The organism is Pseudomonas sp. MWU13-2517 (genome assembly GCF_023242545.1).
In the GTDB taxonomy this organism is placed as follows: Bacteria; Pseudomonadota; Gammaproteobacteria; order Pseudomonadales; family Pseudomonadaceae; genus Aquipseudomonas.
The window spans coordinates 347,498-372,192 of record NZ_JALMFA010000003.1 but is presented as its reverse complement, the minus strand read 5'-3'; the positions used below and the strand labels follow the sequence as shown (position 1 = coordinate 372,192).

The window sequence follows — 24,695 nt, the reverse complement described above, 5'->3', positions numbered from 1 at the left end:
AATCCACAGTGTGGGGGGATGTACTGTAGATGCTGACTTTTATCTGCCGCCTCGGCCTGGCTGCCATAAGCCTGGCCGCATCGGGCCAGGCTGCGCTCGCCGCCAATGGCAATCCTCCCTCCTTGTATAACAGCCTGGCGCGCTCGGCTCCAGAACTCAATCCCACCGTATTGAAAAGCGCCCTGAACGCCGTGCAGTGTGCGGTCAATAATGGTGAAGAACGCTCCGATCGCCTGGCGGTTATTGACTACTCCCAGCCCTCGACCGCTCGTCGACTGTGGATCTTCGATTTGCGCAAGAAAACCCTCGTGCTGCGCGACCTGGTGGCCCATGGTGCGAACTCCGGGGAGAACTTCGCCACTCAGTTCTCCAACCTCGAGGGCAGCCACCAGTCCAGCCTGGGGCTGTTCCGCACCCAGGAAAGCTACCTGGGCACCCACGGCTACTCATTGCGCATGGACGGCCTGGAGCCCGGTTTCAACGACCAGGCCCGCGACCGTGCACTGGTGATTCATGCCGCCGACTACGTCAGCCCGGCGTGGAGCAAACGCGAAGGCCGCATCGGTCGCAGCCAGGGTTGCCCGGCCGTACGCCCGCAAGTGGCGCGCCAGGTGGTGGACAAGCTCAAGGATGGGCAATTCATGTTTTCCTGGTACCCGGACCAGCGTTGGCTGAAGTCCTCGACTTACCTCAATTGCAAACCCCAACAGGTGGCCAGTAGTCGTACAATCCGTGGCGGATAGCCTGTCCCCACAGATAAAAGAGAGCGCCGCATGCTTCTACATAAGTCAACCTGGATCGAGATCGGGCAGTTTCTGGAGCGCAGCCGCACGGTGGTGGTCCCCATTGGCTCCAATGAACAGCATGGCCCCACCGGCCTTTTGGGCACGGACTGGATGTGCCCTGAGATCATCGCCCATGAGGCGCAGCGGAACGCCGACATCCTGATTGCCCCGACCTTCAATATCGGCATGGCCCAGCACCACTTGGGCTTTCCCGGCACCATTTCCCTGCGCCCTTCCACCTTTATCGCCGCGATTGGCGACTGGGTGCGCTCACTGGCCGGGCATGGCTTCGAGAAGATCCTGTTTCTGAACGGCCACGGCGGCAACATCGCCACCATCGAAGCCGCGTTTTCCGAGCTGTACGCTGAAGCCAGCTATGCCCGTCGCGAGGCCGGGTTCGCGCTGAAGCTGGTGAACTGGTGGGATCTGGAAGGCGTCAGCGAACTGGCACAGCGCCAATTTCCGGTAGGCCATGGCAGCCATGCCACGCCGTCGGAAATCGCGGTGACGCAGTGGGCGTATCCGGAGTCGATCAAGTCAGCCGATTATTCACCCAAAATTGCCAACACCGGGCCGATCCGCGAGGCACTGGACTTCCGCGCACGCTTCCCCGATGGGCGCATGGGCTCGGACCCGGCGCTGGCGACGGTGGAAAAAGGCGGTGAGTTGGTGATGTTGGCGGCCAAAGGCTTGGTCAGGGCGGTCGACAGCTTCAGCAGCGAAGCGAAAATCTCAGTCAATTAAGACTTCATGTAGGAGCCAGCTGGCTCGCGAAAAACTCAAGGTGCTGCGTTCAATCAGGAAACACGCGTCATCGTTGCCGTTTTTCGCGAGCCAGCCCGCTCCTGCAGGCGGCGATTACTGGCAGTCTTTGGCCGCCTGCTCAATGCGCGACGGCGTGATAGCGGACGCCAGCGGCTTGCGCTCATACAGGAACACTTTGGTGCCGTCCTGGGACTTGTAGGCTTCCAGCACATCATCAGCGGCGATCTTGCTGGTCAACAGCACCTTGGCGTGGCGCGAGTTCTGCGTCACCGTGGAGGTGATTCCGTGCTTTTCAAGCTTGGGCAATACGCACTGCACATAACCTTCGGGGGTCTTGCTGGTTTGCAGGGTCAAGGTCGGAGCATTGGGGGCGGAAACACAGCCGGTCAGTACCAAAGAAGCAAAGGCCAGGGCCGGGACGAAAAAAGAGCGCATAAAAATTCCTGAAAATAACTGAAAAAAGTTCACATCAACCCGCTCGGACCAACGCCTTGAGCGACGCGTCAAACTGCCTCAAGGCATCTTGCTGTACATCGCGCTGCTGCTCGATCTGCGCGGCAATCTCGGGCGCCGCTTTGTCATGCACCCACACTGATGACACCTGCTTGTGCACCGAGCCTTCGGCCTTGGCGATGTATTGCAAGTTCGCATCGTAGAACCGTGCGGTAAACCTGGCTTCTACCAGGTCGTTGCGCGGGGTCAGCAGTTGGTTATGGGTATCGAGCATCACCACCACGTCCGGATGCGCCTGCACCAGCTCATCCAGGCTGCTATAGACCGTGACGGACAAAAAAGTGCCCTGCAACGAACTCATCAACCAATCGATGGCCAGTTCCGGATCGGAGCTGTCGACGAATGCCTCGCGGATACGTCCGTCAAGTGCATCCTTGGCGCCGTTCATGGCCATGGCGTGGTAGCGTTCAAGGTAACGGAGGTTGTCGCGGGTGTTTTCGCTGTACAACACCCCCACCGACTGCGCGCGCGCCAGGGAGTCTACGCTACCCACGAGTGGCAGCAAATGGCCCGTACGCAGTTCATCGGCAATGGCCGGGGTGGTCATGACCACCGAACCAAGCATCAACATCATCAAACCCAGCTGGATTATCGTCCTCATCGCGCGTTTCCTTGAGCAGCGTCTCGATGGTGCAATTCTCCATCTTTCCAGCAAAAACAGAACTTGCGATCCTTGATGGTGACTATCATTTGAACCGATAGTGTTGCGCAGCCCGCTTTCAATAAAACTTATAAGGACCACGCCATGAAGCCCCACCAGAAAACCTTCGACCGCATCCGCGAAGCCGTATTGCCGGAGTTTCGCGAGCGGGTCGCCGATTACCTGGTCGACTATGAAAACGTGCTGCAGGACGACGCGGCGGACGCCGATCAAATCAGCGCCAGCGCCCAGCAACTGCGGGGTTACCTGCGGGGGTTGAATACCATGCGGGTCCTGGGCATGGCGGACTGGGAAGACCTGGACCGCCGTGTGGAAGAGGACTGGCTACGCGTGGTGGAAGCCGAATAACCGGCGGGGCGTATCGATCAGCAGGGCCTGCTCGACCTGCGCCGACCAGTCCAGGGCCTGGCGCTGCTCAATCACTGCGGCATACCCGATGGACGCTTCATGCTGGGTGTGCGGCCAGTCACTGCCCCATACCAGCCGCTGCAGGCCGAAGCTCTGTTGCAGCAACGGCATGGCCTGGCGGGCAAACTCAAGGTTCTGTGCCGGGCTGCCGGCCAGACGATAGATACCCGAGACCTTCAGCCACAGCCGGCCGCCTGGCCCGAGCTCCAGCAACTCGCTGAAGCCGCGCTGCCCGACGCCCAGTCGCGCGTCGGGGCGCCCGAAATGATCGATCACCAGCTTCACCCCGAACGGCAGCAGTTGCCCCACCAGATGCGGCAGGTCGTCCACCTCGCGGTGCAATTCCACGTGCCAGCCCAGTTCGACGATGTGCTCGAAGAACTCCTTCCAGCCGGGCTCGGCAAAATCCGGCAGCGCCCGGCCCACCAGGTTCAGCCGCACGCCTACGACACCCGAGCGGGCCATGGCGTGCAGAGCGTCGCGCGGGATATCGCGTTCCACCACCACCACGCCGCGCAACCGATCGGGTGCCTGCTGTAAGGCGGCCAGCAGGTAGCTGTTGTCGGTGCCCAGAAAGCTGGGTTGCACCAGCACGCCATGGCTCAGCCCGTTGGCGTGCAACTGGCCGAGGTAATCGACCAGCGCGGCGTCGTAGCCAGGGGTGTAGCGACGCTCGCCGGCCATGGCCAGCCTGCGGCTGAACACATGCGCGTGCGCATCAATTGCGGTGATGGGGCAGTTATCAAGCATGGGTTTCGTCTTTCAAGAGTAAAAGGATCACGCCTGGGCGCGTTGGCCGGTCACGGCGTTATCGGCGGACACTGTTTCCAACGTGCGGCCACGGGTTTCGGGCAGGCACAGCGCGGCGATCACCGCGACGCCGTAGGCAATCCCGGCATCAATGCCGATGGCCGAGCCGAGGGACATGGAATCGCTCATATGCCCCACCAGGAAGGGAAACACCGCCGACAACACGCGCCCGAAGTTATAGCAAAAGCCCACCCCGGCACCGCGTACATCCGCCGGGTACAGCTCGTTGAACAATGCCCCGAGGCTGGCCGGGATACCGGCGGCAAAAAAGCCCAGCGGGAAGCCGAGGAACAGCATCTGCGTATTGGTCAACGGCAGGAATACATAGGCCTGCACGGTGATCACGCAGCACAGCGCGAACAGCACGATATTCTTGCGCCGGCCGATGCGGTCGATCAGCCAGCCGCTCGCGATGCAGCCGCACCAGAAGGCAAAGATGATCACCGCCAGGTAGCCGCCGGAGTTGAGTACCGACAGGTTGCGCTCGGTCTTGAGGAAGGTCGGCAGCCAGGTCATGACCGCGTGATATCCGCCGTGGGCACCCAGGCCCAACAAGCCACCGAACAACGTGACGCGAATCAGCTCAGGGCGAAAGATGCCGGCCAGCGACTTGAAGAAACTCGGCGCAATCGCCTGCTCTTTTTGCAGGCGCTTGAAGCTGTCGGGTTCTTCAACGTTGCGCCGCACCCAGATAATCAGGAACGACGGCAGCAGGCCCACCACAAACATCACGCGCCAGGCCATGTCCTGCGGCACAAACGAATAGATCAGCGCAAACACCCCGACCGCCGCGCCCCAGCCCACGGCCCAGGCGCTCTGCACGGTGCCCATGACCTTACCGCGGTACTTCGGGTTGATGGTCTCGGCCATCAATACCGCACCCGCCGCCCACTCACCGCCAATACCGAAGCCTTGCAGCGCCTTGACGACCAGCAACTGGTGAAAGCCCGTGACGAACGCTGACACAAAGGTGAAGAACGAGAACCACAGGATCATCCACTGCAAGGTGCGCACCCGCCCATAACGGTCGGACAACGTACCGCCGACCCAGCCACCGATGGCCGAGGTCACCAGCGTGACGCCGCTGATCAAACCAGCATCGCCCTTGGTCAAGGCGAAGGCGGCGATGAGTGCCGGGATCGCCAGGCCGAACATCTGTACTTCCAGCGCGTCGAGGGACCACCCACCGAAGCAGGCCCAGAACGTTTTGCGCTCCCGAGGAGTGACTTGGCGATACCAACTGAACATGATTTTTATCCTTATAGGTCAAACGCGAGGCAGCCGGGCGCGAACCGGGCCGCAGCCGGGCCAGTGTTGGGCAAACAGTTAAAGGTGCGGGTGTCGGGTCAGCGAATGTCCACGCGGTAGCGGAAGTGCTCGGCGTGCCCGCGGGATCGTCGCCACTCCAGAGGTTGGCCCGCGTAATCGCGGGCGAGACGCTCGATCACCACCACCGGGCTGTTGACCGGCACCTGCAGCAGTCGCGCGTACACCGCGTTGACCGATTCGGCGGTCAGGGTTTCCTCAGCCGAGGCCACCACCTGCCCACAGACGCTTTCATACACCGGATAAAGCAACGGGCCTTGCTGCGACAAATCGATATCCAGCAACGCCTGGAAGCGCGTGCGCGGTAGCCAGATCTCTTCGGCCAGCAGCGGCTGCACGTCAAACAAACGGGTACGCAGGATGCGGATCACCTGGGCTTCGGGAGCCAGGCCCAGCGCCTCGCTGACCGCCGACGGTGCGGCCAGGGACTCGACGGTGATGATGCGGCTTTCCGGTACCTGACGCTCGCCCGACGGGCCTTGGAAACGGAAGAAACGAAACAGGGAAGACTGGAATTGCGGGCGGCGCACAAAGGTGCCGCGGCCCTGTTGGCGCTCAAGAATGCCTTCGCTCACCAATGCGTCCACGGCCTTGCGCACGGTGCCGGTGGAAAGCTCGTACTCGGCGGACAGCACGGCTTCAGTGGGAATCGCTTCGCCGGGGCGCCAGCGATTATTGGCGATCTGCTCGACCAAGTGGTCACGCAGACGTTGGTAGAGCGGCAGACGGGCATCGCTGGACAAGGTATTCATCGGGCCACATTCACTTTGTTATTTAGTCATATATATGAATATGGCATGAGTATTTGTCCGCTGGGTGACGCCTGTCAAGCGCGCCACCGCACGTGGAGGATGAATGGTCGTTACGGCGCCGGGCGTTGCTGCTGCACCCACGCCTGCACGGAAGGCCGCTGCCACTGGCGCTGCGCGTATTCCACCAGCTCGGCGGGCACGCTGTCACCGTTGAGAATCAGGCGATTGAGCATCAACGCCAGGTCCACATCCGCGATCGACCACTCGCCGAACAGATAGGCCGGGTTGCCCGCCAACAGCGCCCGGGCTGCGCTGATCAGTTTGCGCGCCGCCGCTTCGGCGACGGGGGACAATGGCGGCATCTGATGCCCGTAGAACACCACCATCGTCGAACGCTCCTGGCGGATCGGCAGCAAGTCACTGCGCAACCACGCCTGCACCTGGCGCGCCCTCGCCCGCTGTTTGGGATCAACGGGGTAGACCGGCGTTTCGGGGTAAGCCTCTTCCAGGTACTCAGTGATTGCCGAAGACTCCGACAAAGCAAAATCGCCTTCCACCAGGGTCGGCACACGCTGGGTCAGGGACAGTTGGGTGAAGTCGGCGGCCTGGTGCTGCGCGGCGTCCAAATCCAGGGCGACGGTGTCGAACGCCAGGCCTTTTTCCCGCAGGGTGACGAACACCGACATCGCGTAGGGGCTGGTATACAAATGATCCACATACAGGCGCAACGGACGCTGGCTCATAACGATTCTCCATGAAGGGAGCACCACGCTACGAGATGTGCGGCGAGAAAGACAATGCGCTGTTTTTATGGGGCCATTCCTCCACGGAATACCGGTTAACCGGCAAAGCCGCCTGTGTCCAAAAAGGCGCGTTCTTCATCCGTGGTCTCTCGGGCCAACAGCGCATTACGATGAGGAAAGCGCCCGAACCGTTCGATAATCTCGGCGTGCTCTTTGGCCCAATAATACGTATTGGCATCCAACGGCTGGTTCAGGATCAAGGAACGTTGCTGATCCGCCGGGTCTTCGGAATGCTCCAATGGCAGGTAGCAGAATGCACGCAATGCCAGTTCGATGTGCTGATCCAAGCCGGCGTCCAGCATGCGCTTCGCGTACAGCCGCGCCAGTGGGTCGGTGGCGAACATATGCGCAGTGCCGCGAAAAGCATTGCGCGGGTATTGATCCAGCAGAATCAGCAAGGCAAGCGCGCCCTCCGCCGACTCCAGCCAGCCTTCCAACTCGCGGCGGGCGGCCTGCATATGGGTCTCGTGGAAGCGCTCGCGAAAGGCTGCGTCAAACGCATCGTCCTTGGCGAACCAGCGCTTGGGCCCGGCGTTTTTCCAGAATTCAACGACCGCTTCAGCCGGCTGCGTATGCGTGCTCATCACTTCTCTCCTTGGCAGCCCCATAGATGTCATTGGCTGACCTAACAGCAAAGATACGTCGTGCAACGCAAAAAGCCGACCGCGACGCCTCGAACGTCGTGGTCGGCCTTTAATCCAAGGCGTTCAGGTCACGCCAGCTCAGCCCGCAGTTGACGTGCCGCAGTGACCATATGAATCAACGCCGCTTCGGTCTCCGGCCAGCCGCGGGTTTTCAGGCCGCAATCAGGGTTGACCCACAGGCGCTCGGCTGGAATCCGCCTGGCGGCCTTGCGCAGCAGGTTAGCCATTTCCGAGGCATCCGGCACCCGTGGCGAGTGGATATCGTAGACGCCCGGACCGATTTCGTTCGGGTAAGCGAAGGCTTCGAAGGCGTCCAGCAACTCCATGTCCGAGCGCGAGGTTTCGATGGTGATCACGTCGGCATCCATGGCGGCAATGGACTCGATCACATCGTTGAACTCGCTGTAGCACATGTGGGTGTGGATCTGGGTTTCGTCACGCACACCGCTGGCGCACAGGCGGAACACTTCAGTGGCCCAATCCAGGTAGTGCTGCCACTGCGCCTGGCGCAACGGCAAGCCTTCACGGAAGGCGGCTTCGTCGATTTGTACGATCCTGATGCCGGCCGCTTCCAGGTCCAGCACTTCGTCGCGAATGGCCAGGGCCAGTTGGCGGGCCTGAACTTCGCGGCTCACGTCTTCGCGCGGGAATGACCACATCAGCATGGTCACCGGGCCCGTCAACATGCCCTTCATCACCTTGCTGGTGAGCCCCTGGGCGTAGCGGATCCACTCCACGGTCATGGCCTTCGGGCGACTCAGGTCACCGAAGATCACCGCCGGTTTCACGCAGCGCGAGCCGTAGCTCTGCACCCAGCCAAAGCGGGTGAATACGTAGCCATCCAACTGTTCGGCGAAGTACTCGACCATGTCGTTGCGTTCGGCTTCACCGTGTACCAGCACGTCCAGCCCGAGGTTTTCCTGGACTTCCACGGCGTGTTTGATTTCGCTGTGCATGGCCTCGACGTATTCGGCTTCACTCAACTTGCCGGCCTTGTACGACTGGCGCGCCAGGCGGATCGAAGCGGTTTGCGGAAACGAACCGATGGTGGTGGTCGGAAACAGCGGCAGGTTCAGGCCGGCGCGTTGTTTCTCGATACGCTGGGCAAACAACGACTGGCGCCGGCTGTCATTGGCGGTGATGGCCGCCACACGAGCCTGCACCGCGGGCTTGTGAATGCGCGGCGATGCCGCACGGGCCGCTTGCACGGCGCGGCTTTCGGCCAATGCCGCCGGTACGCCAGGTGCTTCAGGCTGGTCAACCGCTTGAGCCAGTACGGCCACTTCAGCGCACTTCTGTGCGGCAAAGGCCAGCCAGCTTTTCAACTCGGCATCCAATTTGTCTTCACGGTCCACATCAACCGGGCTGTGCAACAACGAGCAGGACGGCGCAACCCAAAGGCGATCCCCCAACCGCTCATGAGCGTGCTTCAAGGTCGCCAGCGCACTTTCCAAGTCGCAGCGCCAGACGTTACGGCCATTGACTACACCCAGGGACAACACCTTATAAGCCGGCAAGCGGTCGAGGATGGTCGGGTACTGTTCGGGCGCACGCACCAGGTCGATATGCAGGCCGTCGACCGGCAGGTTGGCGGCCAGGCCCAGGTTCTCTTCCAGGCCGCCGAAGTAGGTCGCCACAAGTTTTTTCAGCGGGTCGCGCTGGATCAGGTTGTAGGCGCGCTCAAAGGCGTTTTTCCATTCCTGCGGCAGGTCGAGCACCACGATCGGCTCGTCGATCTGTACCCACTCAACCCCCTGCTCGGCCAGGCGCTGGAAGATCTGGCCATACAGCGGCAGCAGGCGGTCGAGCAGCTCGAGTTTGTCGAAGTCGCCGCCCTTGGCCTTGCCCAGCCAGAGGTAAGTCAGTGGGCCGATCACCACCGGCTTGACGTTGTGGCCCAGGTCGCGGGCTTCCTGCACTTCTTCGAACAGTTGGTCCCAACCCAGGTGGAATTGCTGGTCAGCACTGAATTCGGGGACGAGATAATGGTAGTTGGTGTCGAACCACTTGGTCATCTCCTGCGCATGGGCGCCGCCACAGCAGCTGTCACTCACGCCACGGGCCATGCCGAACAGGGTTTGCAGAGTGGCTTTGCCATCGGCTGGGCGGAACCGCTCCGGGATCACACCGAACATCAGCGAGTGGGTCAGCACCTGGTCGTACCAGGCGAAGTCGCCGGCGGGCAGCAATTCGATACCGGCCTGCTGTTGCAATGCCCAGTGGGCCTGGCGCAGGTCCCGGCCAACAGCGCGCAGGCCGGCTTCGTCAAGCTCGCCCTTCCAGAACGCTTCCTGCGCTTTTTTCAGTTCACGATCGCGTCCAATGCGCGGAAAACCCAAGGAATGAGCGACTGCCATGACCTACAACTCCAATGCCGTTATTTATGGCAGGCATTGTCGGTAAACAGCGATAGTGAGACAAACTCATATTATTCCAGATGATCACAAGATTTACTCATGTTGCGACCGCATGGGTATAAAACGCCTGGAACATGAAATAGGCGCATACCGCCAGCGCGACGCCCATGCAGCGATTGAACAGCGTGAATGCCGACGAGCCATTGATCCGCCGTCCCAACAACGCCCCGAGCGCCGCGTAAATCCATGGCGCGCCGAATGCGCCGAAGGCCAGCGCGGCTGAAACGACGGCAATCGACATTCCGGTGATATGCGCCGCCGGCAACATCACGCTGGTGATAGGCAACACCGCCATGATGCCCTTGGGGTTGAGCAGCTGGATCACCAGGCCATTCCAGAAGGTCAGGGTTCTGGCCGGTGCCGATGAAACGGCTTCATCCACCACCGTGCGCGCCGTGAACACCTGATAAGCGAGGTACAGGGTGTACACACCGCCCACCAGGGAAATGTACGGCAACGCCGCGTGGGAAATGATCGCTTCGCCGGTGTAGCCAAACAGCACGAACAACACCAGCATCGCGCAGCCCACACCTGCGAAGAACCCGGTAGAGCGCCGGAACTGGCCGGTGAGCCCGGCGTTGAGGCCCATGAAATTGACCGGGCCGGGGCTGTACATGACGCTGAAGGCGTAGAGGAAGATGTCCATGGGGATACCTGCAGTAGAGAGCATGCGGCGAGTCTACGGCGGCAGGTGGGAATGGCTCTTGTACGTTTGTGGTCGGCATGCACCACTGGCAGTGAGCGGGTTTGCCCCGCTCACTGCCACGAACCCGCACAGCTTGGTGCGGTGTAAAGCCTTACATCAATGGAATCGAATAGCTCACAAACAACCGATTCTGATCCTGGTCCCTGGCCACGTCACTGCGTGATACACCGTTACGCCAGCCGAACCCGACGTTCTTGAATGTGCCGCTCTGTACCACGTAATCCAGGGAAATATCCCGCTCCCACTCGCTGGCATCGTTGCCGCTGGCAGTGAGGATATGGTCACCCTTCAAGTACATGACCGAGGCCTTCAAGCCCGGCACACCCAGCGCAGCAAAGTCATAGGCATATTGCGCAAACGCCGTACGCTCGCCCGCCTGGATGAATGTCTGCACGGTGCGGTCGGTGTAGAGGTACAAACTGGAACCGCCCTCCCCTTTATTCACCAGGCCACCCTGGTTGAGTTGGGCAAAGTTGCTATCGTCTGACACCTGCTGGTAACCGGCGGTGATCGCGTGCGGGCCCAGGGAATAGATGAACGCCGCACTCCAGGTGTTGTTGTCGATTTCACCACTGCCGTTTTTGGTATAGCCGCCGAACTTGTAGCCCTCGGCACGGCCGGCGGCGCTGCTGTTCTTGCCGTCGGACGTGGTCTTGAAGTAGCGCAGGTCCGTCTTCAGCGAGCCATAGTCGCCCAGCGGCAACACATGGATAAGCCCGGCGAAGTGCTGCTGGTAATAGTCTTCGAGGTTGGCGTAGTAGTACTGGACCATCAGGTCCTTGTTCACTTGGTAGTCGGCACCGGCATAGTTGAATTTGTTACTTTCCCGGGTGCCTCCCGCCGCTGCCAGGCCGCTGCGGTCGCTGGAGCCCCGGCCGGTGGTGTGTTGCAGTTGACCGCCGATGAGCGTCAGGTTGTCGATGTCTTTGCTGGTGATTTGCCCGCCTTCGAAGGACTGCGGCAACAGGCGACCATCGTTACTGACCAGGATCGGCAGGTTTGGGCGCAGGTAACCGTAGCGCGCTTCGGTCTTGGCAAAACGCGCCTTGGCCGTCGCACCACCACGCGCCCAGTTGTCGGCGGCCTTGCCGTCATCGTTGGGGATCATTGAGCTGCCGACGTGACGGCCGGCGCCACTGTCGAGGGTCACACCGAGCATGCCGACCGCATCCAGGCCAAAGCCGACCGTGCCGTCGGTAAAGCCCGACTGGTAGTTGAGGATAAACGCCTGGCCCCATTCTTCGGTCTTCGACGGCGCGGCAGTTCCGCTACGGTTGTCGTTGTTGAAGTAAAAGTTGCGCAAGCCCAGGTTGGCCTTGCTGTCACTCAAGAAGTCAGCCGAGGCCAAGGGGCTCAGGGCCAGACCGAGGCCGCCGGTCAATACGCTTAATACATTCAAAGTGGCTTTCATCAGGACGAACTCCGGCGCGGAATCCAAGTTCCGGGCACAAAAAACAGGCAGCAGGATGCACGCGACCACACGGGAAGTTGGCCGGTGCGCTAACGAACGTTTAGTGCTTAGTTGAGCGAGTTAACCTCCGTAAAACCTCAGTCAATCAATCCATGGGCGTCATAGAACGGATACGGCCCCGGGTATTCCCCGAACACGCCGTTATGGCTGATCAAACCCTGTTGCGCATCCCAGCGATGCAACAGGTAACCCGCCGGCTCCAGGTTGAAATGCGCGGGCGCGGCGTCTTGCAAATCCAGCACGATCTGGTGGGATGTGCCGGGGCATACACAACTGAGGCTGCCGCCGAAACGCCGCTGCATCGGACGATGCAAATGCCCGCACAACAGGCGCTCCACTTGCCGGTGGCGCGCGACAAGTTGCTCCAGGGCGGCGGCGTTGATGAAGGGTTCACGGTCCATATGGCCGATACCGCTGATAAACGGCGGATGATGCAGGATCAGCAACGTCGGCGCGTCGGGGCGTAACGACAACTGTGCGTCGAGCCATTGCAACTGACTGTCCAGCAACTGGCCGCCATGGCCACCGGGAATCGTGGAGTCAAGCCCGATCAAACGCAGCGGGTGCTCATCCACCACCCAGTCCAACGGGCCGTCCGCCGTCTCCGGCAGGTAGGCGTGGTCGCGGAACGCGTCCAGCAGCGGCCCACGGCAATCATGATTGCCGGGCACCAAGTAGCACGGCATGTGCAGGCGCGCGAGTTCGGGGCGCAGCACGGCGTACTCATCAGCGCGACCGAAGTCCACCAGGTCGCCGCTGACCACCACGATATCGGGCCGTGGGTGACTGGCATTCAAGTGGTCGACGGCACGGCGCAGCGCGCCCAGGGTATCGACCACGCCGTAGGTGAGGCGCTGGCCGGCTTTGAGGTGCAGGTCGCTGATCTGCGCGACTAGAAACGGACGATTCAAAATAAGTTCTCAAGCATTCAGGGTGAACAACATGTGCGGCGCGATCGCCAGGGCAATCGGCGCGCCAACGGCATACAGCTGGTTATCGCTGCTGTCGACCAGCAGCGGTTGCGGGCCGCCCACTTCCACCAGCAGGCGGCTTTGCGCGCCCTGGAAAAACTGCGCCACCACATGGCCATGCAAGTGCCCTTCCCCCTCCATCACCCGCAGGTGTTCGGGGCGGCAGTACACCGTGGCGGGCTGGTCGGCCGCTTGCCATGGCAGTTCACCGCCGCACACCTTGAGGCCGTGAGGCGATTGCTCAAGCACCGAGAAGGCGTTGAGGTTGCCGACAAACCCGGCGACGAAGGCGTTGGCCGGTTTCTGGTAGATGTCGCGAGGGCTGGCCAATTGAGCGACGCGGCCGTGCTCCATCACCAGAATGCGGTCGCCCAGGGCCATCGCTTCACACTGATCATGGGTGACGAATACGCTGGTGATACCGAGGCCACGCAGCAGCTCATTCAGTTCACTGCGCAGGCGTTCACGCAACTGTGCGTCGAGTGCAGCCAATGGCTCATCCAGCAGCAGCACCTTCGGGCGGGGTGCCAGGGCGCGGGCCAGTGCCACGCGCTGGCGCTGACCGCCCGAGAGTTCGTGGATGCTGCGTTTACCGTGGTGCTGCAACCCAACCAACTCCAGCAGCTCCTCGCAGCGCTTGTTGCGTTCGGGCGCCGACATGCCACGAATCTTCAAGCCGTAGACGATATTGCCGGCCACATCCAGGTTGGGAAACAGCGCATAGTTCTGGAACACCATGCCCACATCGCGACGCTCGATGGGCAGGCGCGTGACATCCCGGTCACCAAAAAACACCTGGCCCACATCCGGGCGCTCCAGCCCGGCGATCAGGCGCAACGTGGTGGTCTTGCCACAGCCCGAAGGCCCGAGGATCGCCAGGGTTTCGCCGCCCTCGACGGTCAGGTTCAAGTCATGCACGGCCACGGTGCCGTCGGCAAACGCCTTGCGGCAACCTTGCAGGCCAATAGTGATAGCGGTCATCGACGCTCTCCACGGGACAAACGAGCGCTGATGGCCTGCAACGCAATCAACAGCGGCACGATCATCAGCAAAAAGATAAGGGTGTAGGCGCTGGCAATTTCCAGGCGCGCCGAGGCGTAGCTGTCGGCCAGGCCCACGGGCAAGGTCTTGGTCATCGGGGTGTGGAGCATCCAGGTCAGGTTGAACTCACCCAGGGACAGGGTGACCACCATCAACACACCCGCCAGAATCCCCGCCCGGCAATTGGGTACCACCACGCTGAAAAAACGCTTGAACGGCCCCGCGCCAAGGCTGGCGGCGGCCTCCTCCAGCACCGGCAGTTGCTGGCGCTGCATCACCGCCATCACCGGGCGTACCAGGAACGGCAAGGTGAACAGCACGTGGCCGACCAGAATGAACAACCAGCTGCTGCGAAAGCGGCCAAACTCGCCGTAGGTCAGCAGCAAGGCCAATGCACTGGCCAACCCCGGCATAGCCACCGGCAGCACCATCAGTTCTTCAAAGGCGCGGCTGAAGCGGTTGTTCATGCGCACCAGTGCGTAGGCCGCGGGTACGCCAATCACGCAGACACCGACCGCGCAGGCCAGGGCCAGTTGCAGCGACAACCACACCGTGGGCGAATAGGCCTGCCACACCTGGACCAACCAATCGAAAGTCAGGCCACTGGACAGGCCCACGAAGAAGTTGCGAGTCAGGCCTGCCAGCAACGACATCAGCACCGGCACCAGCATGAAGGCGCACACCAGCAGGGTGAACAGCAGTTGCAGCACAAACAGCGATGAACGCTTCACAGCACAGTCCCCGAGTTTTTCACCAGGCGTCGCGTGAGCAGCAACACCGCCCAGGTCACCGCGCCGAGCACCACCGACAGCGCAGCGGCGACGGCAAAGTTGGCGTAGTTGGTAAATACGTTGTAGATCGCCACCGGGGTGACATTGAGTCGTGTGCCCAAGGTGAACGCCGTACCGAAAGCGCCCATGGACGTGGCGAAACAGATCGCCCCACAGGACGCCAACGCGGGCGCCAGGCCAGGTACGATCACATCGCACACCACGCGCCAATGCCCGGCGCCCAGCGAGTGCGCCGCTTCTTCCAGGCTGCGGTCGAGGCTTTCGCACGCAGCCATCACCGTAAGAATCACCCGTGGGATCGAGAAGTACAGGTAGCCCACGAACAGCCCCGCCAACGAGTAGGCGAAAATCCAACGTTCACCGGCCAGTTGCAGGCCCAGGGCCGCGAACAGCCCCTGGCGCCCGGCCAACAGGATCACCAGGAAACCCACGACCACGCCGGGAAACGCCAACGGAAAGGTGAGCAACGCGACCAGCGCCGAACGCCCGAAGAATTGCTGGCGGGCCAGGAATACGCCGCTGATGCCACCGATCACCAGCGCGGCCCCCGTCACCACCACCGCCAGGACCAGGGTTTGGCCAAGGCTTCCCAGGTACTGCGCACTGCTGAGCACCTGCCAGTAACCGCTGCCGTTGCTGTCACGGCTCTCGGCGCCGAGCACTATCAAGTGCGCCAGCGGCAGCAGCCAGAACGCGAGCAGTACCGCGAAGGCAGGCGCGAGCGCCCAGGTCGTATGTTTCGCCGTCACTTACTTGACCTCGTTCAAATAACGGGCGGCGAAGGCTTCCTGCACAGCGGCCATTTTTTCGTAGTCCACCACCCCGGCACGCGCATAGTCGCTGTCGGGCAGGAACTGCGCGGCGACATCGGCGGGCATTTTCATCGCACGTACCGGGCGCAGGTAAGCCTTGGCCCAGAGTGCCTGGCCTTCGTCCGACAGCACAAAATCGAGGACCTTTTCGGCATTGGCACGGTGCGGTGCGTTGGCGACCAGGCTCATGACATAGGGCACGCTGATGCTGCCTTCCTGGGGGATCACGAAAGCGACATTGGCCTTGTCCTTGTAGCGGGCGCGGTAGGCGTTGAAGTCGTAGTCCACCAGGATCGGCAGCTCGCCGGACAACACCCGCGCATAGGCGGTCTGCTTGGGCACGATGGGGGCGTTTTTCGCCAGTTTCTGGAAGTAGTCGATGGCCGGGGCGAAGTTGTCCAGGTCGCCGCCCATGGCGCGGTTGATCGCGACAGCCGATACGTAGCCGACGAAAGCGCTGGAAGGGTCGAGGTAACCGACCATGCCTTTGTATTGCGGCTTGAGCAGGTCGGCCCAGCTTTGCGGGACCGGCAGGCCACCGAGTGCATCGACGTTGACCATGATGCCCAAGGTGCCGGAGTGGATCGCGAACCAGTGGCCGGCCGGGTCCTTGAGACCCGCTGGGATCTGGTCCCAGGCCTTGGGTTTGTAGGTGTCGACCACGTTGGCTTTTTGCGCCTGCAGGCCGAATGTCACGCCGTAGTACACAACGTCAGCCACCGGCGCGGCTTTTTCGGCCACCAGTTGCGCCAGGGACTGCCCGGAGTTCTTGTTGTCCATCGGCACCTGTACACCGGTGCTGGCGGCGATGGCTTGGAGCTGGGTGCCCCAATCGGCCCAGTCCGGCGGGCAGTTGTAGCAAATCGCGGTGTCGGCGGCCTGGGCCAGGCTGACGGTGCCGAACAGCAGCACGGCGGCCAGGGTTTTACGCAGTGTGCGCATCAAGGGTCTCCTCATGGGGTTGAGTGCTTTCGCCCGGCCGGATATGGCAAGGCAGGCAATGGGACGTCGGGGCAAGGCCTGCAATCTGCGCCAACAATTGGTCGATCACGGTGCTGGCCAGCAGCGCGATGGGCTGCACCACGCTGCACAGGGTCGGGTGCATCTGGGTGCCGAGGGCAATGCCGTCAAAGCCCATGACCGACAACTGCCCGGGCACATTCCAGGCGTTGCGGCGTAGCTCGGCGATCAGGCTGATGGCCAGGAAGTCGTTGGAACACACCAGTGCGCTGGGCGCATCTGCGCCTTGCAGAAACGGCGCAATGGCCGCGAATTCAGCCTGGGTATGGGCCGGCATTTCGATCACCGGGCGGCTGTCCAGGCCGTACTCCTTCATCGCGTCGCAATAACCGGCATAACGCAAGCGAGCGCGGTCCGACTGCAACGCGGGGCCGGCGACCATGCTGATGCGTCGGTGGCCGGCATCGAGCAAATAGCGGGTGGCCATGGCCATGCCCGCGCGGTTGTCCACCGACACCGCGCTGTAATTGGGATTGCCCGGCTGGTGGTAGGCCAGCACGAACGGGGTTTTCTCGGTATTCAGGCTGCTGAGCACCACGTTGCTTTCGGCATCGGTGACGGTCAGTACCAGGCCGTCGACGCGCTGGCGCAACAGCTCTTCCACCACAATGCTTTCACGTTCGCTGCTGTAATCGGTGGTCGCCAACAACAGGCTGTAACCGCGCAACCGCGCCGCACGCTCCATGGCCTGGAACTGTTCGGCGAACACCGGGTTGAGCAGGTTGGGCACCACCACGCCGATCAGTTGGGTGGTTTGCAGGCGCAGTTGGCGGCCCAGCCGATTGGGGCGAAACCCCAGCTCACGGGCGGCGGCGAACACCTGCTCACGGGTGGCCGGCCGCACTTGGTCGGGAGAAGCAAAAGTGCGCGCGGCAGTCGCGCGTGATACGCCAGCCAGCCTCGCTACGTCTTTCAGGTCAGTCATTGTCACTCGCTTGAGATCGATCTCACTGGCGAGGACAGTAACGGGGGAATGTGGCAGGAAGGTGGTGGGCAGATGACGGTTTTATGGCAACGGCTGCAGGGCGTTGCGCAGCAATCCCTCCTCAAGCGCCAGCTTGATAATGTCTTTTGCAGGCACGTTGACCCAGGCTGCCGCGTCAGGCACTCCCGTTATCGCCAGCCATCGCCCGACCATCTGATAACCCAGCGCATACCCCAGCCACCTGGGCTTGTCTCCCGTGCCAAAAAACCATGCACTGTGATCGTAGTAAGTCGCTTCAAGCTCATTCAGGCTCACCGGCGCGGCCTGCAGGGCTTCAAGGTCGTGCGCCCGCTCCCATGGCTCCGGCTTGCTGCCCAGCACGTGCCGTACAAACTGCCCGGCCAGCCCTTCGCTGATCAGCGCTTCACCCAGCGTCCACCCGTACCCTGGCCCCGCCATGCGCAGGCAATGATGCACCTCGTGAACGATATGCCGATGCACGGCCCCGTCTTTGAGGCTCGCGGCAAAATTCGGATTGTCGGGGTCCAGGGTCAGGGAGAACATCGTGCTGCGATACGCCCGCCCGACCAAGCCGAGTTCGGCGAGGGTTTCACCGGGCAATCGCTGAATAAGCACATCCAGTCGTGGCGGCGGCATCCAGCGGGCAATCGCGCGGTAGGCCACCTCGAACTCTTCATTCAATACCTGGTGAAATGCTGCCAGAGAGCCAGATGCCTCCAGCCAGTGCAACGTCCATGCATCCATCATGACCTCCCGTCGATAACGCCAGGACCACTTGTCCAGGCGGACCATGATAGCGATAGACGGTCATACAACCAGCGTAACGTGCAAAAGTGCGCGGCAAATTGCGCTGACTAACCTTTCGATCTGATCCAAGTGCGGGCACAATGCGTGTCCTTTTTTGGCAGGCACCGCCGCAGGCTCTCAAAAATGATCAAAACGCCGTACTACCTCATCGATAAACAGAAGCTTCTGGTCAACATGCAGAAGATTGCTTACGTGCGCGAGCAGTCCGGCGCCAAGGCGTTGCTGGCCCTCAAGTGCTTCGCCACCTGGTCGGTGTTCGACCTGATGCAGCAATACATGGACGGCACCACATCGTCGTCGCTGTATGAGCTGAAGCTCGGTCGCCAGAAGTTCGAAGGTGAGGCGCACGCCTACAGCGTGGCCTGGGCTGACGATGAAATCGAAGAGATGCTGGATAACTGCGACAAGATCATCTTCAACTCCATCAGCCAACTGCAGCGCTTTGCTGAACGCAGCGAAGGCAAGACCCGCGGCCTGCGCGTCAACCCTCAGGTCAGCAGCTCCGACTACCTGCTGGCCGACCCGGCACGCCCGTTCAGCCGCCTGGGCGAGTGGGACCCGGTGAAGATCGAAGGCGTGATCGAGCAGATCAGCGGCTTCATGTTCCACAACAATTGCGAGAACGGCGACTTCAGCCTGTTCGACAAGATGCTGGGCGTGATCGAAGAACGCTTCGGCGAGCTGCTGCACAAGGTCAAGTGGGTCAGCCTCGGCGGCGGCATCCATTTCACCGGTGAAGGCTACGCGCTGGACGCATTCTGCGCACGCTTGAAGGCGTTCTCCGAAAAGTACGGCGTGCAGGTCTACCTGGAACCGGGGGAAGCGGCGATCACCAACAGCGCCTCCCTGGAAGTCACCGTGCTCGACACCCTCTACAACGGCAAAAACCTGGCCGTGGTAGACAGCTCCATCGAAGCCCACCTGCTGGACCTGCTGATCTATCGCCTCAACGCCAAGCTGGCGCCGAGCGAGGGTGAACACACCTACATGGTGTGCGGCAAATCCTGCCTGGCCGGCGACATCTTCGGCGAGTATCAATTTGATCGTCCGCTGGCCATCGGCGATCGGCTGTCGTTCATCGACACCGCAGGCTACACCATGGTCAAGAAAAACTGGTTCAACGGCCTGAAAATGCCGTCCATCGTAGTGAAACAACTCGACGGTACCGTCGAAGTGGTTCGTGAATTTGGTTACGACGACTACCTGTCCAGCCTTTCGTAAGCTGGCGGATAAAGGAGAGATAAAGCAATTGAAAAAGAACGTTCTTATCATTGGTGCAGGAGGTGTCGCCAAGGTGGTGGCCCACAAGTGCGCGCAGCACAACGACGAACTCGGTCGTATTGCTATCGCGTCGCGCAACATCTCCAAATGCCAGGCCATCATCGACAGCGTCAAGGCCAAGGGTAGCCTCAAGGTTCCCGCCGACATCCAAGCCTTTGCACTGAACGCCCTGGACGTGGAAGCGACCAAGGCCCTGATCCGCGAGACACAATCGCAGATCGTCATCAACGTAGGTTCCGCGTTCCTCAACATGTCGGTACTGCGCGCCTGCATCGACACGGGCGTTGCCTACCTCGACACCGCCATCCACGAAGAGCCGGGCAAGGTCTGCGAGACCCCGCCGTGGTACGGCAACTACGAATGGAACCACCTGGAAGAGTGCAAGCAGAAGAACATCACAGCCATCCTTGGCGTGGGCTTCGACCCAGGTGTCGTCAACGCGTATGCCGCGCTGGCGCAGCAACAGCATTTTGACCGCATTGATTCGATCGACATTCTCGATGTCAATGCCGGCTCCCATGGCAAATACTTCGCCACCAATTTCGACCCGGAAATCAACTTCCGTGAGTTCACCGGACAGGTGTGGAGCTGGCAGAACAGCCAGTGGACCAGCAACACCATGTTCGAAGTCAAACGCACGGACGACCTGCCTGTCGTCGGCCCGCAGAACCTGTACCTGACCGGCCACGATGAAGTGCACTCGCTGTCGAAAAACCTCGACGTGCCCAACGTGCGCTTCTGGATGAGCTTCGGCGAACACTACATCAACGTGTTCACCGTACTGAAAAACCTTGGCCTGCTTTCCGAAAAGCCGGTCACCACCGCCGAAGGCGTGGAAGTGGTGCCGTTGAAAGTGGTCAAGGCCGTGCTGCCCGACCCGTCGTCGCTCGCGCCGGGCTACACCGGCAAGACCTGCATCGGCGACCTGGTCAAAGGCACCAAAAATGGCCAGCCCCACGAGATATTCATCTATAACGTGGCGTGCCATGAAGAAGCCTTCGCCGAGACCGACAGCCAGGGCATCTCCTACACCGCCGGCGTTCCTCCAGTGGCTGCGGCCCTGCTGGTGGCCCGTGGTGAATGGGATGTGAAACACATGGCCAACGTCGAGGAACTGCCGGCTGAGCCGTTCCTGAAAGCGCTGGACGTGATGGGCCTGCCGACTCGGATCAAGGACGAGAACGGTGATCGGGCTTGGGATGCGACTGCCTGAATAGGCGATAGCTGACCGAACAAAAAAATGCGCCCGCCAGTCAGTCAAGGGTGAACGCCGTACCTGTGGCGAGGGAGCTTGCTCCCGCTGGACTGCGCAGCAGTCCCGTACTTTGTAAACAAAGAGCGGGGCCGCTTCGCGGCCCAACGGGAGCAAGCTCCCTCGCCACGGGTTACTTTGTCGCCTTTCTACTTCTTAACTGACGGGCATTACCCTCTGGGGCGCATTTTTGTTTGTGCCAAACACATCGCCTACTGTAGGCGCCGGCTCCTTCTTCAGTGTAAAGACAACAGCGTCACACCGTGCTTGACCTACTGCCCAACCGCCTGATTTGAAGTAACGTCCTGCGGCGGCAGTAACCAGTGCCGTGTAGTGCTCCATCCCAAAAAGACCCTCGCACCATCGGCCGTCTGACCTTGCTGAGGCAATACTTCGCCTGCGGCAGCCTTGCGCAAGCCGATCATCACAGGGAGAAATCTTTCTCGGAAAGCCTGCGGCTGCTTAGCGAAACAAGCCTCGATCGACTTCAAGGCTTCTTTGCATTCATGCTCGTCAAGCATTGCGAGGTAAAACACCATCTGGCGCCAGGCATAAGCGGTGTTCTTGAGCATAATCAATCGAGCATGATAGAGATCGGTATGCATCTGGTGCCGTTTGCAGACCCACTCAAAACTCGCTTGGACCATGCCTCATAACCGAGCACTCAGCAAACCTTTCAACCCGAGCTCGTCGAAAAGCAGCGCAAGGTTTTGCGTCGTTAAAATCTGCTGTTGCTCAAGGATCATGCCATTGGTTGCAGGGTGCCAAGTGCCCAACTTTGCGCCCGCTCGCTTTGCGCATAAAGATGCAAAAGCCTCGCTTGCAACTCGAGCACGCCGTCGCCCTCCTATCTTGAGGCTAGCCAGCTCGTCGGTATCGATAGCGTAATAACGCGCGTAAAGGGAGCCTGCTATTACCCGGCCCGCTCGCCGGGCAGTGTCAGCAAACTTAGTTGAGAACTGCCCCATGAAGATATCTGCAGCGACCTCCTCCACAAAGGGGAGGTCCAAATCCGCACTGTCCGCCAGCGCTCCAAACTCTTGAAGAAGCTTGTTAGGAAGGATGGCGTAAGGGAAGGCATGAAGCGTTAATGCCGAGGACTCAACGAGAGACTGCCTCGCTGCACTCGCCGCTGCTATGCCTGACTGTCGATCGCCTTCAATGGCGGCAATCCACGGCAACTCACTGAAGCTCACCTGTCTTTGAAGATTCAATAGCAGCAATGAACGCCTTCGACGGAAGGCCTGATAGGTAAAGGCATAGACCCTCCGCAACGCTTCGTCGCGTAGCCCTGCGCTACTCATCTGGGCGGTCATCGATGGCAGTACTTGTGCGACCGTGTCACCCGAAGTAATCAGCCCATGCTCAATCAACTCGCTGATTGTTCCGCTGCGACAGCGTTGAACACGTCGCAGTATTGGCGCAGGTATCGCAACACCTTCGGCCTGCGCGTAGTCCGCCGCCTCTTCAACACTCAGCGGCATGGCCAAATCGGCAAAATCGCAGATTCCACTTTGATCTGGATACTTAGAAAGACGCTTTGCAACGGCACGCGCAATCAGATAATGCTCTGGCCCTGATACCTGGCGAAGCTGGCCCGACCGGAACGCAAGGTGAGCAGCAGAATCCGGCGTGCCATATTTGCGCACGAAGTCATCGACAATTTGACGAATACGACCCACTTGGCGCCCTGTAAGCGACTCTGCATCGCGAGAGCATTGCTCAAGCAAAAGAAACAACTCCCCTACACGATCAGGAGAGCGCTTGTTGATCTCAAGTTGGTTATAACGAGCCGCTAATTCGGCGGCCTGTTCGTGCCACTTAGCCGGGTAAATGCGGCATGGCCAACCCGCCTGATACGTGAGGAGGAAATGCGCAACGGCTGAATCGTAAAGCGGTAGACGGGCTTCGATCGCCTGTTTCTGAGCAACGATCTGAACTCGCGGTGGCAAGGTTAAAAGCAGCTGCCTGACCTCACCACTATTAGCGATATGAACTTGCGTGGCTGAAATCGGGAGCTGCGCGGAGGCTGACGGAAAGAAGCGCAATCGGTCAAAAAACGGAACAATCACGTCTATCAGTGCCCTGGCCTCGTCGTTGCGACGCTGGCTCGACAGCCATGCCACTGTCAGTAACGCGGCCTCCTCCGGAACATCAACGCTATAGTCACCACTGGCCAGACGCTGTTGCAGCGCCTCAAGGCCATCATCCGTCAGATACCAAGCGTTGAGATCCAGCCGCTCAAACCCTTTCCGAATACCGGTAATAGAAGCGGTCAACTCACGCTCATAGTCAGTCAATTCGCCACCCGCCAATAGGTTGCCGGTAGCAAATCCGCCAGTGATGACTTCCAGCGTAACCCACGCAGGTATCTCGACAAGCGGGGTTCGCGAACCATACTCGGCGGTGCCTTGCAGCATATGCGTAATCACTTGTTGCCATTGTGAGATACGTCTGCGGGCATTGAAACGCGCGAGCGGGCCACTGGTTTGATCGTGCGCAAGCAATGCCTTGGAAAGTTGGAAGACCGCATAACCTGCGTCCATGCCAGTCGCTCCATTTGCTCTGGAGAGGTGTCCAGATTGCCTTTTAATGTGATGGGTCCGGAGGCTGGATTCGAACCAGCGCCCACCCGGGTAAGAGCCGAGTGTTCTACCGCTGAACTACTCCGGAACAGGGGGCGTATTGTTGAACAATGGCTAAAGAATGTGAAGGTCGCAGATCATCATTAAGCTATAGCTGACGACACTGAGCTTTTTTCTGTCAAAACCAGGCGGACCTCTTCGTACTCTCCGAGTAGCGGAGTGTCAGCAGATGGACGTGTTACTGACCCCCAGCTATCGCCGGCAAGCTGGCTCCTACATTTATTCCAGGTTCCGCGCCGAATTGCTCAGCGCCCTGGAGCACTGCAACAGCGCCGGCGCCAGTTGCTTCTCCGCATCCGCCCTGCTCCACCGACTGGTCGGCGCCACCACGTGCACCGCCGCCACCGGCCGGCCATTGGCGCCCAGCACCGGCGCGCCAATAGTCATGTCGCCCAGGAACAGCTCCTGGCCATTCACCGCATAGCCCTGCTCGCGCACTTGCTGCAACGACTCCAGGATCCTGTCGACCTCCGTCAATGTCTGGCTGGTGTGCGCGATGCGCCGGCTGTTCTCGATCAACACCAACGCTTCCTCCTGCGGCAACGCGCTTAAATACGCGCGCCCCGACGCCGTGCAATACATCGGCACCCGCGAGCCGATCGGCATGTGCACGGGCACGAAGCCCGCGCTGACGAAACGCGCGATATAGGTCATGTCGTACCCGGCAGGCTCGGTGAGGCACGACGTCTCGCCGGTCAGCCGCGTCAACTCCGACAGAAACGGGTTGGCCACTTCGATCAACGAATGCGCATCCAGGTAACTGAAGCCCAACTCCAGCACCCGCGGTGTGAGTTGGTAATGCCGGGTGCGGGAGTGTTTCCGAAGGTAACCCAGGCTTTCGAGGGTAAACACCATGCGCTGGGCCGAGCTTTTGGTCATGCCGGCAGCCTCGGCCACCTCTGCAAGGCTCATGCTGCGGCGCTGGGCGCTGAATGCCTTGAGCACCGACAGGCCTTTTTCCAGGGATTGGTTGTGCAGACTGTTGCGTTCTTCGGACATGGCGGGCTCGCGGTCAGGTCGATCAGGCATGGCACTGTTTCTACCTTAAATCACAAAAAAAGACCATTT

At 60.7% G+C, this 24,695-nt stretch carries 25 protein-coding genes and 1 tRNA gene; 5 read left to right on the top strand and 21 right to left on the bottom strand.

Annotated features, from left to right (window positions below; all coding sequences use genetic code 11):
* Positions 1 to 29: 29 nt before the first annotated feature.
* Positions 30 to 743 carry a murein L,D-transpeptidase catalytic domain family protein gene (locus M5B97_RS06795; protein WP_248731071.1) on the top strand — a complete coding sequence of 238 codons (714 nt, stop codon included), beginning with the start codon at positions 30 to 32 and terminating at the stop codon, positions 741 to 743.
* Between the two features lie 30 nt (positions 744 to 773).
* The gene (locus M5B97_RS06790) at positions 774 to 1,529 is read left to right on the top strand and encodes a creatininase family protein (RefSeq protein ID WP_248731070.1); all 756 of its coding nucleotides are present in this window, start codon (positions 774 to 776) and stop codon (positions 1,527 to 1,529) included.
* Between the two features lie 114 nt (positions 1,530 to 1,643).
* Here M5B97_RS06790 and M5B97_RS06785 read toward each other — a convergent pair whose 3' ends face one another.
* Both M5B97_RS06785 and M5B97_RS06780 read right to left on the bottom strand, forming a co-directional pair.
* Positions 1,644 to 1,985, bottom strand: coding sequence for a hypothetical protein (locus M5B97_RS06785; protein ID WP_123718118.1), 342 nt, complete (start codon positions 1,983 to 1,985; stop codon positions 1,644 to 1,646).
* 34 nt (positions 1,986 to 2,019) lie between these two features.
* The gene (locus M5B97_RS06780; RefSeq protein ID WP_248731069.1) at positions 2,020 to 2,664 is read right to left on the bottom strand and encodes an ATPase; all 645 of its coding nucleotides are present in this window, start codon (positions 2,662 to 2,664) and stop codon (positions 2,020 to 2,022) included.
* Positions 2,665 to 2,808: 144 nt separating this feature from the next.
* On the opposite strand from M5B97_RS06780, the gene M5B97_RS06775 reads away from it, so the two are divergent.
* Positions 2,809 to 3,072, top strand: coding sequence for a hypothetical protein (locus M5B97_RS06775; RefSeq protein WP_123718116.1), 264 nt, complete (start codon positions 2,809 to 2,811; stop codon positions 3,070 to 3,072).
* Here the strand turns inward: M5B97_RS06775 and M5B97_RS06770 are convergent.
* From M5B97_RS06770 to M5B97_RS06700, 15 genes are all read right to left on the bottom strand, one after another.
* The gene (locus M5B97_RS06770) at positions 3,049 to 3,882 is read right to left on the bottom strand and encodes an amidohydrolase family protein (protein WP_248731068.1); all 834 of its coding nucleotides are present in this window, start codon (positions 3,880 to 3,882) and stop codon (positions 3,049 to 3,051) included. The two genes, M5B97_RS06775 and M5B97_RS06770, sit on opposite strands and share 24 nt — an antisense overlap.
* A 27-nt stretch (positions 3,883 to 3,909) precedes the next feature.
* Complete coding sequence (locus M5B97_RS06765; protein WP_248731067.1) at positions 3,910 to 5,190, bottom strand: MFS transporter; 1,281 nt, start codon at positions 5,188 to 5,190, stop codon at positions 3,910 to 3,912.
* Positions 5,191 to 5,288: 98 nt separating this feature from the next.
* Positions 5,289 to 6,020, bottom strand: coding sequence for a GntR family transcriptional regulator (locus M5B97_RS06760; RefSeq protein WP_123718113.1), 732 nt, complete (start codon positions 6,018 to 6,020; stop codon positions 5,289 to 5,291).
* A gap of 110 nt (positions 6,021 to 6,130) precedes the next feature.
* Entirely contained in the window at positions 6,131 to 6,763 is a 633-nt protein-coding gene (yfcF, locus tag M5B97_RS06755) for a glutathione transferase (protein WP_248731066.1), read from the bottom strand.
* Between the two features lie 95 nt (positions 6,764 to 6,858).
* Positions 6,859 to 7,407: a DUF924 family protein gene (locus M5B97_RS06750; protein ID WP_248731065.1), complete on the bottom strand. Its 549-nt coding sequence runs from the start codon at positions 7,405 to 7,407 to the stop codon at positions 6,859 to 6,861.
* Between the two features lie 128 nt (positions 7,408 to 7,535).
* Entirely contained in the window at positions 7,536 to 9,824 is a 2,289-nt protein-coding gene (metE, locus tag M5B97_RS06745; RefSeq protein WP_248731064.1) for a 5-methyltetrahydropteroyltriglutamate--homocysteine S-methyltransferase, read from the bottom strand.
* Positions 9,825 to 9,921: 97 nt separating this feature from the next.
* Positions 9,922 to 10,530: a LysE family transporter gene (locus M5B97_RS06740; RefSeq protein WP_248731090.1), complete on the bottom strand. Its 609-nt coding sequence runs from the start codon at positions 10,528 to 10,530 to the stop codon at positions 9,922 to 9,924.
* A 151-nt stretch (positions 10,531 to 10,681) separates the two neighbouring features.
* On the bottom strand, positions 10,682 to 12,001 hold the full coding sequence (locus M5B97_RS06735) for an OprD family porin (RefSeq protein ID WP_248731063.1): 1,320 nt from the start codon (positions 11,999 to 12,001) through the stop codon (positions 10,682 to 10,684).
* Between the two features lie 137 nt (positions 12,002 to 12,138).
* Positions 12,139 to 12,972, bottom strand: coding sequence for a phosphodiesterase (locus M5B97_RS06730; protein ID WP_123718107.1), 834 nt, complete (start codon positions 12,970 to 12,972; stop codon positions 12,139 to 12,141).
* A gap of 9 nt (positions 12,973 to 12,981) precedes the next feature.
* On the bottom strand, positions 12,982 to 14,013 hold the full coding sequence (locus M5B97_RS06725; RefSeq protein WP_248731062.1) for an ABC transporter ATP-binding protein: 1,032 nt from the start codon (positions 14,011 to 14,013) through the stop codon (positions 12,982 to 12,984).
* Positions 14,010 to 14,804: an ABC transporter permease subunit gene (locus M5B97_RS06720; RefSeq protein ID WP_123718105.1), complete on the bottom strand. Its 795-nt coding sequence runs from the start codon at positions 14,802 to 14,804 to the stop codon at positions 14,010 to 14,012. The genes M5B97_RS06725 and M5B97_RS06720 overlap by 4 nt, the downstream gene beginning before the upstream one ends.
* Positions 14,801 to 15,613, bottom strand: a complete 813-nt coding sequence (locus M5B97_RS06715; RefSeq protein WP_123718104.1) for an ABC transporter permease — start codon at positions 15,611 to 15,613, stop codon at positions 14,801 to 14,803. The genes M5B97_RS06720 and M5B97_RS06715 overlap by 4 nt, the downstream gene beginning before the upstream one ends.
* The gene (locus tag M5B97_RS06710; RefSeq protein WP_248731061.1) at positions 15,614 to 16,618 is read right to left on the bottom strand and encodes an ABC transporter substrate-binding protein; all 1,005 of its coding nucleotides are present in this window, start codon (positions 16,616 to 16,618) and stop codon (positions 15,614 to 15,616) included.
* On the bottom strand, positions 16,602 to 17,621 hold the full coding sequence (locus tag M5B97_RS06705; protein ID WP_248731060.1) for a LacI family DNA-binding transcriptional regulator: 1,020 nt from the start codon (positions 17,619 to 17,621) through the stop codon (positions 16,602 to 16,604). The genes M5B97_RS06710 and M5B97_RS06705 overlap by 17 nt, the downstream gene beginning before the upstream one ends.
* Positions 17,622 to 17,702: 81 nt before the next feature.
* A complete protein-coding gene (locus M5B97_RS06700) occupies positions 17,703 to 18,386 on the bottom strand; it encodes a DUF2268 domain-containing putative Zn-dependent protease (RefSeq protein ID WP_248731059.1) in 684 nt (227 codons plus the stop codon).
* A 186-nt stretch (positions 18,387 to 18,572) separates the two neighbouring features.
* Here M5B97_RS06700 and M5B97_RS06695 point away from each other — a divergent pair, with 186 nt between their 5' ends.
* On the top strand, positions 18,573 to 19,670 hold the full coding sequence (locus tag M5B97_RS06695) for a carboxynorspermidine decarboxylase (RefSeq protein ID WP_123718101.1): 1,098 nt from the start codon (positions 18,573 to 18,575) through the stop codon (positions 19,668 to 19,670).
* A gap of 28 nt (positions 19,671 to 19,698) precedes the next feature.
* Entirely contained in the window at positions 19,699 to 20,943 is a 1,245-nt protein-coding gene (locus M5B97_RS06690) for a saccharopine dehydrogenase family protein (protein WP_248731058.1), read from the top strand.
* Positions 20,944 to 21,254: 311 nt separating this feature from the next.
* On the opposite strand, the gene M5B97_RS06685 is transcribed toward M5B97_RS06690, so the two are convergent.
* The 4 genes from M5B97_RS06685 to M5B97_RS06670 form a co-directional block, all read right to left on the bottom strand.
* Complete coding sequence (locus tag M5B97_RS06685) at positions 21,255 to 21,587, bottom strand: hypothetical protein (protein ID WP_248731057.1); 333 nt, start codon at positions 21,585 to 21,587, stop codon at positions 21,255 to 21,257.
* 45 nt (positions 21,588 to 21,632) lie between these two features.
* Positions 21,633 to 23,528, bottom strand: a complete 1,896-nt coding sequence (locus M5B97_RS06680) for a hypothetical protein (protein WP_248731056.1) — start codon at positions 23,526 to 23,528, stop codon at positions 21,633 to 21,635.
* Positions 23,529 to 23,580: 52 nt separating this feature from the next.
* Positions 23,581 to 23,655 (bottom strand) — tRNA-Lys (locus M5B97_RS06675).
* A gap of 191 nt (positions 23,656 to 23,846) precedes the next feature.
* Positions 23,847 to 24,626, bottom strand: a complete 780-nt coding sequence (locus tag M5B97_RS06670) for an IclR family transcriptional regulator (RefSeq protein ID WP_248731089.1) — start codon at positions 24,624 to 24,626, stop codon at positions 23,847 to 23,849.
* Positions 24,627 to 24,695 lie beyond the last annotated feature (69 nt).

Excerpts from the sequence above, each read along its gene's own strand:
- M5B97_RS06795 (WP_248731071.1), top strand. The coding sequence starts at position 30 with ATGCTGACTTTTATCTGCCGCCTCGGCCTGGCTGCCATAAGCCTGGCC.
- M5B97_RS06790 (WP_248731070.1), top strand. The coding sequence starts at position 774 with ATGCTTCTACATAAGTCAACCTGGATCGAGATCGGGCAGTTTCTGGAG.
- M5B97_RS06785 (WP_123718118.1), bottom strand. The coding sequence starts at position 1,985 with ATGCGCTCTTTTTTCGTCCCGGCCCTGGCCTTTGCTTCTTTGGTACTG.
- M5B97_RS06780 (WP_248731069.1), bottom strand. The coding sequence starts at position 2,664 with ATGAGGACGATAATCCAGCTGGGTTTGATGATGTTGATGCTTGGTTCG.
- M5B97_RS06775 (WP_123718116.1), top strand. The coding sequence starts at position 2,809 with ATGAAGCCCCACCAGAAAACCTTCGACCGCATCCGCGAAGCCGTATTG.
- M5B97_RS06770 (WP_248731068.1), bottom strand. The coding sequence starts at position 3,882 with ATGCTTGATAACTGCCCCATCACCGCAATTGATGCGCACGCGCATGTG.
- M5B97_RS06765 (WP_248731067.1), bottom strand. The coding sequence starts at position 5,190 with ATGTTCAGTTGGTATCGCCAAGTCACTCCTCGGGAGCGCAAAACGTTC.
- M5B97_RS06760 (WP_123718113.1), bottom strand. The coding sequence starts at position 6,020 with ATGAATACCTTGTCCAGCGATGCCCGTCTGCCGCTCTACCAACGTCTG.
- yfcF (WP_248731066.1), bottom strand. The coding sequence starts at position 6,763 with ATGAGCCAGCGTCCGTTGCGCCTGTATGTGGATCATTTGTATACCAGC.
- M5B97_RS06750 (WP_248731065.1), bottom strand. The coding sequence starts at position 7,407 with ATGAGCACGCATACGCAGCCGGCTGAAGCGGTCGTTGAATTCTGGAAA.
- metE (WP_248731064.1), bottom strand. The coding sequence starts at position 9,824 with ATGGCAGTCGCTCATTCCTTGGGTTTTCCGCGCATTGGACGCGATCGT.
- M5B97_RS06740 (WP_248731090.1), bottom strand. The coding sequence starts at position 10,530 with ATGGACATCTTCCTCTACGCCTTCAGCGTCATGTACAGCCCCGGCCCG.
- M5B97_RS06735 (WP_248731063.1), bottom strand. The coding sequence starts at position 12,001 with ATGAAAGCCACTTTGAATGTATTAAGCGTATTGACCGGCGGCCTCGGT.
- M5B97_RS06725 (WP_248731062.1), bottom strand. The coding sequence starts at position 14,013 with ATGACCGCTATCACTATTGGCCTGCAAGGTTGCCGCAAGGCGTTTGCC.
- M5B97_RS06710 (WP_248731061.1), bottom strand. The coding sequence starts at position 16,618 with ATGCGCACACTGCGTAAAACCCTGGCCGCCGTGCTGCTGTTCGGCACC.
- M5B97_RS06705 (WP_248731060.1), bottom strand. The coding sequence starts at position 17,621 with ATGACTGACCTGAAAGACGTAGCGAGGCTGGCTGGCGTATCACGCGCG.
- M5B97_RS06700 (WP_248731059.1), bottom strand. The coding sequence starts at position 18,386 with ATGGATGCATGGACGTTGCACTGGCTGGAGGCATCTGGCTCTCTGGCA.
- M5B97_RS06695 (WP_123718101.1), top strand. The coding sequence starts at position 18,573 with ATGATCAAAACGCCGTACTACCTCATCGATAAACAGAAGCTTCTGGTC.
- M5B97_RS06685 (WP_248731057.1), bottom strand. The coding sequence starts at position 21,587 with ATGCATACCGATCTCTATCATGCTCGATTGATTATGCTCAAGAACACC.
- M5B97_RS06680 (WP_248731056.1), bottom strand. The coding sequence starts at position 23,528 with ATGGACGCAGGTTATGCGGTCTTCCAACTTTCCAAGGCATTGCTTGCG.
- M5B97_RS06670 (WP_248731089.1), bottom strand. The coding sequence starts at position 24,626 with ATGTCCGAAGAACGCAACAGTCTGCACAACCAATCCCTGGAAAAAGGC.